Consider the following 14,379-nt stretch of genomic DNA (forward strand, 5'->3'; position numbering starts at 1 on the left):
GGCCCGCGTGGGTACCGCAGCAGCCACCGGTGTCTGGGGCCGCGCCGAGCAGCAGGACTTCCGGAGCCGGGTCCGCGGCACGCTCCTCGGGGCCGCCGTGGGCGACGCGCTGGGCGCACCCGTCGACGGACTCACGCTCGACGCGATCCGCGAGGCCCACGGAGCCGACGGCCTCACCGAACCCGCCCCGGCCCACGGCCGCCGCGGCGCCGTCACCGCGGGCACCCAGCTCACCCTCTTCACCGTCGACGGACTCATACGCGCCCAGGTCCGCCGCGACACCGGCGCCTGGCACCCGCCGACCGACCTGCACCGCGCCTACCGCCGCTGGGCGGCGACGCAGAGCGACTGGGGTCCGGACGAGCGGCGCAAGGAGGACGGCTGGCTGGCCCGCGAGGAGTGGCTGTACGCGCGCCGGAGCCCGTCCCGCGCCTGCCTGACGGGGCTCGGCGACGACGTCATGGGCACCCTCGACGCCCCCAAGAACCCCGACGAGCGCGGCGCCGAGGCCGCCGTCAGGTCCGCGCCGTTCGGCCTCCTCGTCGGCTGGGAGCCGCAGCTCGTCCTGCAGCTCGCCGTCGAGTGCGCCGTCCAGACGCACGGCCACCCCACCGCCCATCTCGCGGCGGGCGCCCACACGGTCATCGTGCACGGCCTGGCCCGCGGGGAGTCCCTGGACGGCGCGATCCAGCGGTGCCTGGCCCTGCTCGCCACGCGCCCGGGGCACCCGCCCGTCACGGACGCGCTCCGGCACGCGCTGGGCGCCGTGCGGCAGGGCATGCCCACGCCCACGCGCGTGGAGGAGCTCATCGGGGACGGCACGGCGGAAGGCGTCCTGGCCGGCGCCGTGTACTGCGCCCTCGTGTGCGAGGACATCCGGCACGGGCTACGGCTCGCCGTGAACCACGGCGGGGCGTCGGCGGCCTGCGGCGCGCTGTGCGGGGCGCTGCTCGGCGCGCTGCACGGGGAGACCGCGCTGCCGCCGGGGTGGCTGACCGAGCTGGAGGGCCGCCCCACGATCCTGGAGCTCGCGGACGACTTCGCCATGGAGATGACGCAGGGGCCCGCGCTGCACGGCCCCGCGCTCTCGTCGCCCGGCTGGCTGGCCCGCTATCCGCGGGCGTGACCGGTGACTCCTAGGCCGTGACGGCCGTCACGTCGAACGTGCGGCTCAGGAGGTCGTGGAGGGTGGCGCGCTCGGCGTCGTCCAGCGCGTCCAGGCCGGCCATCGTGGCGTGCATGTTGGCGCGGATCGCGTCGACGGCCCGCTCGCCCTCGGGGGTGAGGACGACGTTCTTCACGCGGCGGTCGGTGGGGCTCGGCTCCCGGTGGACCAGGCCGCGCTTCTCCAGGCGGTCGATGAGCCCGGTGATGTTGGAGGCGTCGCAGGACAGCGTCCGGGCGAGGACCCGCATCGCGGCGGGGCCCTGGCGCAGCACGCTCAGCGTCTTGCCCTGGCTCGCGGTGAGGTTCTCGGCCGCCGCGGCCTCGGTGAAGTCCGCGTAGTAGGCACGGAGCGACACCGCGAGAAGCTCCATGAGCCGGGCCTTGTCGCCGCTCGGTGATCCAGACATGTGAGCCACCTTACGCCATGAAACTTGACGATCTCAAATATTGAGGCTTACCTTCTGTCGAGTTACTTGAAGTACTCAAGTATCGAGGTCTTCAAGTATCGGGGCCTCAGACAGTTGAGCAGCTGGAGAAGAAACCACCGTGTCCCAAGCACAGCCGCACGCGGCCCCGCCGAAACCCACCGGACAGACCGCCGTCGTCCTGGTGCTCGGGCTCGCCGCCATGGTCGTCTCGATGATGCAGACCCTGGTCGTGCCGATCCTGTCGATCATCCAGAAGGACCTGGACGCCACGACGGCGGGCGTCAGCTGGGTCACCACGGCCACCCTGCTCTCGGCGGCCGTCTTCACCCCGCTGCTCGGCCGCTTCGGCGACCAGCACGGCAAGAAGCCCACACTCATCGGCGTACTGCTCGTGATGATCGCGGGCTCGGTGCTGGCCGCCACCACGACCTCTCTCACCTGGCTGATCGTCGGCCGGATCATGCAGGGCGCCGCCACCGCGATCTTCCCGCTCGCGCTCTCCGTGCTCCGCGAGGAGGTCAGGCCCGCCAAGCTCCACGGCGCCATGGCGCTGGTCAGCGGCACCCTCGCGTTCGGCAGCGGCCTCGCCCTGGTGGGCGCGGGCCTGCTCACCCAGGGCTCGGACCCCGACTACCACCGCGTGTTCTGGCTGGCAGTCGTACTCGCCGTGGCCGCGCTCGTGGGTGTGCTGTTCGCCGTCCCCGCCTCCCGCTCCAAGACCGGCGGCCGCACCGACTGGCTCGGCGCCGGCACGCTCGCCCTGCTCCTCGTCCTTCTCCTCCTGCCGATCTCGCAGGGCCACGAGTGGGGCTGGACCTCCGGCCGCACCCTCGGCTCCTTCGCGGGCGCCGTCGTCATGGCGGGCGTGTGGGTCCTGACCGAACTGCGGGTCGCGGAGCCGATGGTGGACATGAAGATGTTCGCCCACCGCCCGGTCCTCTTCACCAACCTGGCCGGACTGCTGCTCGGCTTCGCGATGTTCGCCCAGTTCATCGGCGTCTCGTACCTCGTGCAGATGCCCGAGGACGTCGCCGGGTACGGCTTCGGCGCCTCGGTGCTCGGCGCCTCCGTCGTCTACCTGCTGCCCACCACGATCGTCTCGCTCCTCGGCGCGCAGTTCGGCGGCATCCTGGTCCGCCGGATCGGCGCGCGCGTCACGCTCGCGGCGGGCGCCGCGTTCGGTGTGGTCGGCTTCGCCTGGCTGACCCTGGCGCACGACACGAGTGCCTCGGTCATCGGCGCGGGCATGGTCATCGGCCTCGCGATCAGCTTCGGCTACGCGTCGATGCCCGCGCTCATCGTCGCCAGCGTCCCCGCCCACCAGACGGGGATCGCCAACGGCATCAACTCGATCTCCCGGTCGGTGGGCAGTGCGATCGCCAGCGCGATGATCACGTCACTGCTCGCGTCGAAGACGATCCCCCTCCCGGCGGGCATGCCGGCGCTCCCGCAGGAAGGCCAGTTCACCCTGAGCTTCGCCATCGCGGGCGGCGCGTTCGTCCTGGTGGTGGCCGTGGCCCTCCTGGGCCTCACCCCCCACCACGCCCCGCGCCCGACCCACGTCCCGACGACCCCGCCGGTCCCGGAGCGGGTGGGAGCCCCGTAAGGGAGCCCCTGTGCGGCGGAGCCGCTCCAGGGGCGCGGGGAACTGCGCGAGCAACCAAGAACAAGCCGCAGCCGCGACTGCTGAGACCCCGGCAGACGCGTCTGCGGCCTTTCTGTGGCTGAGCGCGCAGTTCCCCGCGCCCCCAAGAAGGCCTCCCTGGGCGGCGGAGCCGCTTCAGGGGCGCGGGGAACTGCGCGAGCAACCAAGAACAAGCCGCAGCCGCACCTGCCGGGTCCTCGGCAGACGCGACTGCGGCTTTTCGTGCGCAGAGCGCGCAGTTCCCCGCGCCCCTGACGGGGCGCAGCCCCCACCCCCTACGGGGCCACCGCGTCGCCCCGCCGCTGCGAAGGAGTGGGCACAACGGCTCCAGCAGAGCCGTCGTCGTCCGTGTTGATGCGCTCGATCAGCGCATCCCGCTCCGGCGTGTCCTCCGGCTTCACGTAGCCGATGACGACGTAGAGGACGAGCGAGACCGCCAGCGGTATCGACACCTGGTACTGGAGCGCGACGCCGCCCTCGATCGCCTTGTCGATCGGGTAGTTGACCAAGTAGAAGGCGAAGAGACCCGCCGCCCAGCTGGAGAGCGCCGCCGTCGGCCCGGACTTCCGGAACGTGCGCAGCAGGCCCAGCATCATCGGGATCGCGATCGGCCCCATCAGACCGGCGACCCACTTGATGACGACCGTGATGATGTCCTTGAACGTGGGGGAGTTGACCTGCGTCGCCACCGCCATGGAGAGGCCGAGGAAGACGACCGTGGTGAGGCGGGCCGCGATCAGGCCCTTGCGCTCGGTCCAGGCCCGCGCCTTCGCGGAGAACGCGGGCGCCACGTCCCGGGTGAAGACCGCGGCGATCGCGTTGGCGTCGGAGGAGCACATCGCCATGGTGTGCGAGAAGAAGCCGACGATGACCAGGCCCAACAGTCCGTGGGGCAGGAGTTGCTCGGTCATCAGGGCGTACGCGTCCGAGCCGTCCGGCTTCTTCGCGTCGACGAGCAGCGGCGACATCCACATCGGGAAGAAGAGGACGACGGGCCAGACCAGCCACAGAATCGCGGAGAGCTTCGCGGAGCGCGCCGCCTCCTTCGCGTTGGCGGTCGCCATGTAGCGCTGCGCCTGGTTGAGCATGCCGCCGTTGTACTCGAAGAGCTTGATGAACAGGAACGCGAGCAGGAAGACCGTGCCGTAGGGGCCGACGAGCGGCTTGCCGTGGCCCGCGAGTTCGGGCTCGTCCCAGACGCCGAAGAACCCGCCGTGCGGCCCGAGCTCGGCGACGACCGCCACGAACATGGCGATGCCCGCGAGGAGCTGGATGATGAACTGGCCGAGCTCGGTGAGCGCGTCGGCCCAGAGCCCGCCGATGGTGCAGTAGATCGCCGTGATGACGCCGGTGACGAGGATGCCCTGGTTGAGGGAGACGCCGGTGAAGACGGACAACAGGGTGGCGATCGCCGCCCACTTGGCGCCCACGTCCACGATCTTGAGGAGCATGCCGGACCAGGCGAGCGCCTGCTGGGTCTGCAGGTTGTAGCGGTTCTTCAGGTATTCGAGCGGCGAGGCCACGTGCAGGCGTGAGCGCAGCCGGTTGATGCGGGGGGCGAAGAGCCGGGCCCCGATGGCTATGCCGAGCGCGATGGGGAAGGACCACGTGACGAAGGACGTCACGCCGTAGGTGTACGCGATGCCCGCGTATCCGGTGAACATCACCGCGCTGTAGCCCGACATGTGGTGCGAGATGCCGGACAGCCACCACGGCATCTTTCCGCCGGCCGTGAAGAAGTCGCTGACGTTGTCGACCCGCTTGTGGGACCACACGCCGATCGCGACCATCACGCCGAAGTAGCCGATGAGCACCGCCCAGTCGAGACTGTTCATATGGCCCTCCAGGGGTCCGCCTGGTGAACGGGCCGGTGGGGACGAGAGCGGCCCAGAAGTGCCCGCTCATCGTGGGTTCGGGCGGACGTCGGCGACAACCTGTCGCTGCGTCAAGAGCAAGTAAAATCGTTCTGTTTGCTGACCTGTGTTCACGTACTTGAATATGCGGTGCGGGGGCCCGAACGTGCGAAGGCCGTACGGGACTTGTCTCCCGTACGGCCTTCGCGCGCCCTCGCCCCCGCGGCTACCGCATGATCTCCCCCGCGTTGACCAGCAACGACTGACCCGTGATCGACCGCGCCCGGTCCGACGCGAGGAACACCGCCGCGTCCGCCACGTCCCCGTCCGTCGCCAGCTCCGGCAGCGCCATGCGCGCCGCGAGGCGGTCCCGCACCTCGTCCTCCGGTACGCCCTCGGTGTGCGCGGTGAACTGGACGTACGCCTCGACCGGCGGGCCCCACATCCAGCCGGGCAGCACGGTGTTGACCCGGATCCGGTCCGGGCCGAGCTCGTGCGCCAGCGAGTACATCGCCGAGGTCAGCGCTCCCTTCGACGCCCCGTACGCCGCCTGGCGCACCTGGGAGGGCGCCGCGATCGCCGACTGCGTGCCGATGAACACCACCGAACCGCCGGACCGCTCCCTGAGCGACGGCAGGCAGGCGCGCGTCATGCGCAGGGTGCCGAGCAGGTTGACGTTGATGACCTGCTGCCAGGTGGCGAAGTCCGCGTCCTCCAGGCCTCCGAAGTAGCTGTCCCAGGCGGCGACATGGACGACGGCGTCGATCCCGCCGAAGCGTTCCACGGCCAGTTCCACGAGCGCCTCGCACTGGCCCTCGTCGGTGATGTCGGTGGACTTGTAGGCGGCGCGGGCGCCGTCGGGGTCGATCTCGGCGGCCGTCTTCGCGAGGTTCGCCTCCGTGCGCGCCCCGAGCACGACGTGGCCGCCGTCGCGCACCACGGCCGCGGCGACCTGATGGCCGAGCCCGGCACCGACGCCCGAGACGACGACGGTCTTTCCCTCGAGGAGCGACGACTGCATGGGGCGCCTCCCGGCTCTGGCAGTTTTGCTGACGGGGCGTCAGAGTATGGGCGTGCATCGGAGGAAGGAAGGGGAGAGACGTGAGTGATGACCCCAGCGCCGGCGCCGGTGAGGGCGCCCGTGGAGACGTCCGTCAGGACACCCGTGCGGACACCCGGCAGGACACCCGGAGTGACGTCTATGCCGAGCTGGCCGCCGTCGGCCCCTACGGCGTCCACCCCGGCCACGCCCTGATCACCATGGTCGAGCCGCACCCTGGGCACGAGTTCGCGTACAACCGCTGGTACGAGGACGACCACTACTACGCGGGCGCGATGGCCATGCCCTGGATGTACGCGGGGCGCCGCTGGGTGGCCACGCGCGACCTCCAGCTCTTGCGCTACCCGGACAAGTCCGCGATCGCCGAGCCGGTCACCGCCGGGTGCTACCTCTCCACGTACTGGGTGACGGAAGGGCGCTACGACGAGCACATGAAGTGGACCGTCGGCATCAACAAGCGCCTCAACCGCGACGGCCGCGTCCACCAGGCCCGCACCCACGTCTTCACCGCCTTCCAGGACCACGAGGCGACCGTCTACCGCGACGGCGCCGCGGGCCCCCGCGACTTCCACGCCCTCGACCACCCGTACAAGGGCCTGGTCCTGGAGGTCGTCGACGCCGAGGGGCCGCGACAGCGCGACGAACTCCTGGAGTGGCTGCGGGCCCGCCATCTGCCGCGGGCGCTCGCGGGATCGCCCGCCGCCATGGTCACGCTGTTCCGGCCGACGCCGCTGCCGGGGGACCGGATGACGTATGTGAAACAGGTCGAGGGCGTGGACACCCGGCTGACGCTGCTGTGGTTCCTCCAGGAGGACCCGCGGGACTGCTGGGAGGCGTACTTCACCGGGCGTGACGAGGCGGTCGCGGAGTCGGGGCTCGGGCGGGTGGAGCTGGTCGCGCCGTTCATCCCCACCGTGCCGGGGACGGATCTGTACGTCGACGCCCTCAGGTGACGCCGGGCGCGGCCGAGCCCCCTCGGCCGGGACGGCGGGCCAGTCGAGAGGGCTCATGAAGATGGTGCCTATGCGGTTGTTCTGCTGCGATGGTGCTTCTGCTGGTGTGTGCTGCGTTCTCACGCGAGGTCGGCAGCCCCCCTGCCCACCTCGCTGACGAACGCGTTCCACGACTCGGCGGGGAAGGCGAGGACCGGGCCCTCCACGACCTTCGAGTCGCGCACGGAAATCCCGTGTCGCACCGGTGATTTGACCTCGACACACGCGCCGTTTCCGGTCGAATAGGAAGACTTGACCCACGTGTGCGCAGTACCCTGCTGAATCGCCATGTCCGCTCCGGTCTGTCCAGTCGTTGAGTTGCTGTCGCCGCATCCCTGCGGTGTGCGCCAACGGTGCTGCTCGATGGCGTGAATGACGCTACTCGCCAACATCGTGGCGTGAAGGGATCGTTCACTCGACCGGATGGCATATTCCAGTGGGGGCTTACGCGGCGACATGACGAGGGTGTACCGTGCCGCCGCTTTCGCTCGGGAGCCACCGCTCAGCGGGCGTAGTCCTTCGCGATGTCCGCGATCAGCTGCCTCGACTGCTCGACGTTCAGCGCCTGCGCCCGCAGGTGTTCGTACATGACGCTGTACTGCTGCACGTCGTTCGCCTTCTCCAGGTACAGGTCGCTGGTGACGCCCTCGATGTAGACCACGCTGGAATCGGCCGCATCGGGGAACTCCAGGATCGCGTACTGCCCGTTGAGGCCCGGGTGCGCGCCCATCTCGAAGGGGATCACCTGGACCGTCACGTGCGGCAGCTGGGACTGCTCGACGAGGTGCTCCAGCTGGTCGCGCATCAGATGCCGGGAGCCGACGACGCGGCGCAGCGCGGACTCGTCCAGGACGGTCCACAGGCGCAGCGGCATGTCGGGCGCCGAGATGCGGTCCTGCCGGCGCATGCGCACCTGGACGCGCTTCTCGATGTCCGTCGGCGTGGTCTCCGGGAGCGCGCCGGTGATCAGCGCCTCCGCGTACGCCCGGGTCTGCAGGAGACCGGGGACGACCTGCGGGTCGTACACGCGCAGGGACGCGGCGTCCGTCTCCAGGCCGATGTACACGCTGTACGGGATATCGCCGAAGGAGTGCCACCAGCCCTGCTGGCGCGAGTCCTTGGCCATCTGCATGAGCGAGTCGACGACGCGGTGGTCCTCGACCTCGTAGACGCCGCACAGGTCGCGGACGTCGCGCTGGCTGATCGAACGGCGCCCGTTCTCCAGGCGGCTGATCTTCGACTGCGAAACGAGCAGTCGCTCGGCGACCTCCTCGGCCGTCATGCCCTTGAGCTCACGGAGCCTGCGGAGCTCCTGGCCCAACCGGCGCCGCCTGACGGTGGGATTGACACTGGACGCCACGGGACGTGCACCTCCGGCTTGCATTCCTCTACTTTGCGTATCTACTGCTCAGCAGAGTGCCACCAACGTGGTCGGCACCGCTGGGAAACAGCGGATGTGCGATCGTGAGGCGGCCGCGCGGGGCGGTGGAACCGGGTGTCGTCGTCCGGACGGTCCGGTCCCACGCCCCACGCGGCCCAGCGGCTCCCGAACCGGGTCTGGGGACTGCGGCGCGGCGCTGGTGCGGTGGTGCTGAGCGGTCGCGCGACGGTGGTGCGCGGTCGCGCGGTGATGGTGCGCGTTGACGAGCTGGTGCTGGTGCTGGTGCTGGTGCTGGTGCTGAGCCGTGCCCGGTGCGAGCGGTGTGCGTGCTCAGTGGGCGACGGCGCGTGCCATCGATCCTCGGCGTGGCTGCATCGGCACCCCTCCGGGGTCCGCTGTCGCCCTCGCCGGCTGCCTGCCACCGCCCGGTCCTGTGGGACCCGCGGGTGCGGCGCTGCGTCGCGGCTGGGCCGCCACGCCGTTCTGGACGTCCATCACGGCGTGCGCCACGAGGCCGCCCATGGGGTCGTGCCTGATCAGGTCCCGGAGCCGGGAGCGCGATGAACGCCCCTCGTTCCCGGGGTACAGATGCTTGCCGAGACCGACCGCGTGGGCCAGGGCGGCGAGCGCGGCGGTCCGCGGATCCGGCGGTACACCGGTGCGGATCGCCGAATCGAGCCGGGACCTGATCTCCCGGCTGATGGCCGTGTCCGTCGCTTGGTAGCGAGTCGTCGGCAGCACCCCGCACATCTGGCCCGCCACGGCATGAACCATGCCGCACCGCTCCAGGTGCGAGAGGTACGTCTGGCGGAGCCCCAGTCGGGGCCCGCCGATCCAGTGGACCGCCCGGACCGGACTGCCGCGCCTGCGCAGCAGTTCCAGTGCGGAGTCCAGAGTCGGATCTCCGGTCGGCCGTGGCATCACCACGGCGATACGATCCCCGTCTGGGGCTATCCGTCCGGCCAGCGCCAGCTCCACTAGCTGTGCTCCGGCCAGACCGAGGTCGAGCGACTGCGGCTGCGCTGTGGTACCCGTGGCCGGGTCCAAAGCGAGCAGCAGAAGCTCCTCCGGAATTGTTCTGCGGCTCCTGCCCATCCATGCCTCCCCGCGTGGATGAATGACAGGGTGACCCCTCTCACATTGGTCTGTCGAGAGCGCGTGGTCGGGTTGTACGGGAACCAGTAGGTATGTCGTTCTCGTCTACCACGGGGGTTAAGCCCTCACACAGGACACTGGTACACGGTTCGGACAGCGGTTGTCCGGCCGGATTTGGCGCACGGTCAGCACACGGCAAGCATCAGTATCGGCAAACGGCATGGCGTACGAGGAGGCATCGGTGGCGGGCGAGACCCCCGACAGATCGAAGCAGCGGAAGTCGTCGGGGAACCCGACCCCGGAGGAGACCTCCGGGCCGGCGCCGGAGGAACGCGACCCGCGTCTCGCGATCACGCGCGAGACGCCGCAGGTGCGGGAGGAGGTCCCGGAGGACCGGGCGACCGCCGTCTTCTCGACGAAGGACGTCGCCGAGGCGGCGGACGGTTCCGACGGTTCCGACGGGCCCGACGAGGCGGATTCCGGCGCGGAGGACGCTCCCGAGGAGGACGCCCCCAAGGGCGAGGCCAACGGGGACGCGCGGCTGCGGAACGCGGTGGCGGCGTGGGTCGCGACGTCCGACGAGGACGCGGAGCCGACGGCTGCCTCCGATGACTCCGATCCGAAGTCGGACACGACGGTCGAGCCCGAAGGGTCGGACAGGACCGAAGAGTCGGACAGGGGCGAAACCTTCGGGGCTGCCGATGCCGGACCCGAGGCTTCCGCGAAGCGCGAGCCGGAGCCGGAGCCGAGCCAGGAGGCGAAGCCCGAGCCGACCTCCGAGGCGAAGCCCGAGCCGAAGGCCGCGCCCGAGGCAGGGGCTGGAGCCAAGCCTGAGGCCAAGGCTGGAGCCGCGCCCGAGGCCGAGCCGAAGGCTGAGGGCAAGCCCGAGCCGAAGGCTGAAGGCGAGCCCAAGCCCAAGACTGAAGGCAAGCCCGTGGCCGGACCCGGGGCGAAGGTCGGGGCGAAGGCCGAGTCCGGGGCCGGGCCCGAGTCCGTCTCGTGGCCCGACGCCGCGTCGAAGGCCGACGCCGAGCCCGAGTCCGACCCCGCCCCCGAACTCGATGCCGCCGCCGAGGACGACCCGGCCGAGGCCGACGCCGCCGACGCCAAGTCCACCGGCGTCGACCAGGCCACCGCCGTCTTCAAGGCGCCGAAGGTCCCGGAGGCCAAGGGCAAGGCCGTCGACCAGCCCACCACCATGCTCAAGCTGGGCGAAGGCGCAAAGGGAACTGCAAAGAAGGAAACCGCGAAGCCCGAGGCCGACGCCGAGCGGACGAGCAAGTTCGTCGCGCTGAAGCCGCTCGACGAGCCGAAGGCGAAGCCCGCGCCGAAGGCGGGACCGGTGCCGGCGCCGAAGGCCGTACCCGGGGCGGAGCCCAAGAGCCCCGCGCCCAAGAGCCCCCAGGCCGCCCAGGCCAAGGCTTCCCCCACGGCCCCCGCAGGCCCCGCCGTCCCGCCGCCGGTCGAGCGCACCACGCAGCAGCCGCTGCCGCCGAAGCCGCCGATCGACCTGCTCGCCGAGCTGACCAATACCCCGCCGCCGCCCGAGACCCCGGTCCGCACGGCCGTGCGCCGGGTCAAGATCTGGACGCCGCTGGTCCTGCTCCTGCTGGTCGTCTTTGCAGTCGTGCAGGTCGTGCGGCCGCTCCCGACGCCCACTCTGCAGCTCACCGCGCAGGAGACCTCGAAGTTCGAGGGCGGCAAGCCGGACGTGCCGTGGCCGGCCGACGGCCAGGCCGCGATGGACGTCAACGGCATCGGCACGTTCGGTACATCGGGCGAGCAGAAGCCCGTGCCGATCGCGAGCATCGCCAAGGTCATGACGGTCTACCTGATCCTGCGGGACCACCCGCTGAAGAAGGGCGACGACGGCCCGAAGATCCCCGTCGACGCCGCGGCCCAGAAGCACTACGAGACCGGCAAGCCGGCCAACGAGTCGGTCGTCAAGGTCACCGAGGGCCAGAAGATCACCGAGTACGAGGCGCTGCAGGCGGTCATGCTCCCGTCGGCGAACAACATCGCCAAGCTGCTCGCCCGCTGGGACACCAAGAGCGGCTCCGAGGACGCGTTCGTCGAGAAGATGAACAAGACCGCCAAGGAGCTGGGGATGAAGAACACCCACTACACGGACCCCAGCGGCCTGGACAAGACGACCGTGTCGACCGCCGAGGACCTGGTGAAGCTGGGCCGCGCGGCCATGGAGAACCCCGTCTTCAACGAGATCTCCCGCCAGCCGAGCTACACGGACCTCAACAACGAGAAGCAGACGAACTTCTTCAAGCTCGTCCCGACCGTGGCCATCGGCATCAAGACCGGCACCACCACCGCGGCAGGCGGCAACATCCTCTTCGCCGCGGAGAAGAAGGTCGGCGGCGAGACGCAGACGATCATCGGTGCCGCCCTCGGCCAGTACGGCAGCAACGGCGTCGCCAACATCGACAAGGTCACCGACGTCACCAAGAACCTGATCGCGGCCGGTCAGGACGCGCTGAAGGCCAAGACGATCGTGAAGAAGGGCGACGTCGTCGGACAGGTGGACGACGGGCTCGGAGGTACGACTCCGGTCGTCGCCACCAAGGACGTCTCGGCCGTCGGCTGGTCGGGCCTGACCGTCAAGCTGGAGCTCGACGACATCAAGGGCAAAACCATCCCGAACACCGCCAAGGCGGGCACCGAGGTCGGTGTGCTGCACGTCGGCGACGGCAAGGGTGATGCCGTCGAGGTGCCGGTGGCACTGCAGAAGGACCTCGCGGAACCGGGCTTCGGCGCGAAGCTGACCCGGATCGGCTGAGCCCCGCGAGGGGAGGCCCGCCCCGGGCCTCCCCTCGCGCGTGCGTGCTAGCGTCACAAGCTCGGGGACCCGGGGTACTCCGGAAACATGGACGACACGGGGAGAGCCTCCAGTGGCAACAGCGGAGCCGACGCGCGCCGACGACGCCGCCGCACCTGACACGGGCGACGGCCCCCGCACCGGTGGGCGGGTCAAGCTGCCGGCCCAGCGCCGCACGACCGAGAGCGGTCCCGAGCAGCCGTGGCAGCAGCGCTTCCTGCGCCACCCGGTGACGATCACGACGGCGGTCGCCGCCGTGCTGCACGTCGTCTGGTTCCTGGTCTTCGCCAACAGCGGCGGAGACCTGGCGGCGCAGGACGCCTGGGCCGAGTTCGTCGGGCGGCACCCGGCGTCTGCGTACAACCTCGGCTGGTACGGCGGCATGCACCCCGTGTCATACAGCGTGATCTCGCCGTACCTCATGTCGGTGCTCGGCGTGCGCACCACGATGATGATCGCGGGCACCGTCTCCGCGGCGCTGCTCACCATGATCCTCATGCGCAGCCGTGCGGTGCGGGGCAGGCTGCTGTGGCCGGTCGCCGCGGGTGTCTTCGCGCTCCTGGCCAACGCCGTGTCGGGCCGCGTGACCTACGGCCTCGGCCAGATGTTCGCGCTCGCGGCCGTCGCCGCCGTCTTCTGCTGGCCGCACCGCTGGCGCTACAAGCGGTGGGCGAAGGCCCTGGTCGCCGCCCCGTTCGCGGCGCTCGCGACGATGGGCAGCCCGGTCGCGGGCCTCTTCGTCGGGCTCGTCGCCGTCGCGCTGTTCCTCAGCAAGCGGTACCCGGGGGCGTACGCGCTGGGCATCGCGCCCGCCATCGTCGTGGGTCTCTCCGCGTGGCTCTTCCCGTTCTCCGGCACGCAGCCGATGTCGTTCGGCTCGGCGTCGCTGCCCCTGATCGCCTCGATCATCGTCTACTTCGTCGTGCCGAAGCAGTGGAAGACCGTCCGGATCACCACGGCCGTGTACGCGGCGTTCGTGCTCGGCGTCTGGCTGATCAGCTCGCAGATCGGCTCCAACATCTCGCGGCTCGCGATGTCCTTCGCGGGCGTCGCGCTGATCGCCGCGCTGCCGTACGCGGTGCCGAAGTCCCGTACCTGGTACGTGATCATCGTGGCGTTCGTGGGCTTCACCGGGTGGATCGGCTTCAAGGCCGTCGACGACATCGTGCACACCCGCTCGGACGCCTCCTGGACGCGCGAGGTCGCGCCGCTGGTCAACGAGTTGAAGGAGAAGGGCGCCGCGAAGGGCCGCCTGGAAGTGGTCCCGGCCCGCAGCCACCGCGAGGCGTCCGCGCTCCCCGCGTACGTGCAGCTCGCGCGGGGCTGGAACCGGCAGGCCGACATGGAGCGCAACCCGCTCTTCTACGACGACACCCTGAACTCGGCGAACTACCACGAGTGGCTGCAGCGCTGGTCCGTGCATTACGTGGCGCTCCCCAAGGGCGAGCCCGACGGCGACGGCGGCAAGCGCGAGGCGCAGCTCATCACGGACGGCCTGCCGTACCTGAAGAAGGTGTGGGTCGACGACAACTGGCAGCTCTACGAGGTCACCGACCCGCGGCCGCTCGCCGAGCCGAACGCCGTGGTGACGCGCGCCGAGCAGGGCGAGATGACGCTGCGCGTCGACAAGCCGGGCCGGATCCTGATCCGCATCCCGTACTCGCCGTGGCTGAGCGTCGTCGACGAGCACGGCAAGGGCCTGAAGGCGCCGCAGGAGACCGAGGCGTCCAAGCGGCAGCGCGAGCTGAACGAGAAGCGCCCCAAGGTCTACGAGAACGTCAACGGCTGTCTGTCCGAGGCGCGGGAGGACCGGGCGGGCGACAAGTGGGTCGAGCTGCTCGCCCCCAAGGCAGGCGTCTACCGGCTCGGCTCGCCCTACCAGATTCCCCGCGGCACGCCCTGCCCGGAGGAGCTGGCCCGCTGACGGC

11 protein-coding genes are annotated in these 14,379 nt (G+C 70.6%); 5 read left to right on the forward strand and 6 right to left on the reverse strand.

What is annotated here, in order from left to right; all coding sequences use genetic code 11:
* The first annotated feature begins 7 nt into the window (after positions 1–7).
* A complete protein-coding gene (locus DEJ48_RS22495; RefSeq protein WP_150217896.1) occupies positions 8–1,126 on the forward strand; it encodes an ADP-ribosylglycohydrolase family protein in 1,119 nt (372 codons plus the stop codon).
* Between the two features lie 10 nt (positions 1,127–1,136).
* Here DEJ48_RS22495 and DEJ48_RS22500 read toward each other — a convergent pair whose 3' ends face one another.
* Entirely contained in the window at positions 1,137–1,574 is a 438-nt protein-coding gene (locus DEJ48_RS22500; protein WP_223832153.1) for a MarR family winged helix-turn-helix transcriptional regulator, read from the reverse strand.
* Between the two features lie 139 nt (positions 1,575–1,713).
* Between DEJ48_RS22500 and DEJ48_RS22505 the strand changes: the two genes are divergently transcribed.
* Positions 1,714–3,201 carry an MFS transporter gene (locus tag DEJ48_RS22505; RefSeq protein ID WP_150217897.1) on the forward strand — a complete coding sequence of 496 codons (1,488 nt, stop codon included), beginning with the start codon at positions 1,714–1,716 and terminating at the stop codon, positions 3,199–3,201.
* Between the two features lie 314 nt (positions 3,202–3,515).
* On the opposite strand, the gene DEJ48_RS22510 is transcribed toward DEJ48_RS22505, so the two are convergent.
* A complete protein-coding gene (locus DEJ48_RS22510) occupies positions 3,516–5,075 on the reverse strand; it encodes a sodium:solute symporter family protein (RefSeq protein WP_150217898.1) in 1,560 nt (519 codons plus the stop codon).
* Between the two features lie 244 nt (positions 5,076–5,319).
* The gene (locus DEJ48_RS22515) at positions 5,320–6,114 is read right to left on the reverse strand and encodes an SDR family oxidoreductase (protein ID WP_150217899.1); all 795 of its coding nucleotides are present in this window, start codon (positions 6,112–6,114) and stop codon (positions 5,320–5,322) included.
* Positions 6,115–6,302: 188 nt separating this feature from the next.
* Between DEJ48_RS22515 and DEJ48_RS22520 the strand changes: the two genes are divergently transcribed.
* Positions 6,303–7,106 (forward strand): hypothetical protein, encoded by an 804-nt coding sequence (locus DEJ48_RS22520; protein WP_150221316.1) that lies wholly within the window; start codon positions 6,303–6,305, stop codon positions 7,104–7,106.
* Between the two features lie 119 nt (positions 7,107–7,225).
* Here the strand turns inward: DEJ48_RS22520 and DEJ48_RS22525 are convergent, their stop codons facing one another.
* From DEJ48_RS22525 to DEJ48_RS22535, 3 genes are all read right to left on the reverse strand, one after another.
* Entirely contained in the window at positions 7,226–7,435 is a 210-nt protein-coding gene (locus tag DEJ48_RS22525; protein ID WP_150217900.1) for a DUF397 domain-containing protein, read from the reverse strand.
* A gap of 212 nt (positions 7,436–7,647) precedes the next feature.
* Complete coding sequence (locus DEJ48_RS22530) at positions 7,648–8,505, reverse strand: helix-turn-helix domain-containing protein (RefSeq protein WP_150217901.1); 858 nt, start codon at positions 8,503–8,505, stop codon at positions 7,648–7,650.
* Positions 8,506–8,856: 351 nt separating this feature from the next.
* On the reverse strand, positions 8,857–9,621 hold the full coding sequence (locus tag DEJ48_RS22535) for a GOLPH3/VPS74 family protein (RefSeq protein ID WP_150169050.1): 765 nt from the start codon (positions 9,619–9,621) through the stop codon (positions 8,857–8,859).
* Positions 9,622–9,841: 220 nt separating this feature from the next.
* Between DEJ48_RS22535 and DEJ48_RS22540 the strand changes: the two genes are divergently transcribed.
* Positions 9,842–12,412, forward strand: coding sequence for a D-alanyl-D-alanine carboxypeptidase (locus DEJ48_RS22540; protein WP_223832154.1), 2,571 nt, complete (start codon positions 9,842–9,844; stop codon positions 12,410–12,412).
* 112 nt (positions 12,413–12,524) lie between these two features.
* The gene (locus DEJ48_RS22545) at positions 12,525–14,375 is read left to right on the forward strand and encodes a DMT family transporter (protein ID WP_150217902.1); all 1,851 of its coding nucleotides are present in this window, start codon (positions 12,525–12,527) and stop codon (positions 14,373–14,375) included.
* The last annotated feature ends 4 nt before the right edge of the window (positions 14,376–14,379 follow it).

Origin of the sequence: Streptomyces venezuelae (assembly GCF_008642315.1) — a bacterium.
In the GTDB taxonomy this organism is placed as follows: Bacteria; Actinomycetota; Actinomycetes; order Streptomycetales; family Streptomycetaceae; genus Streptomyces; species Streptomyces venezuelae_D.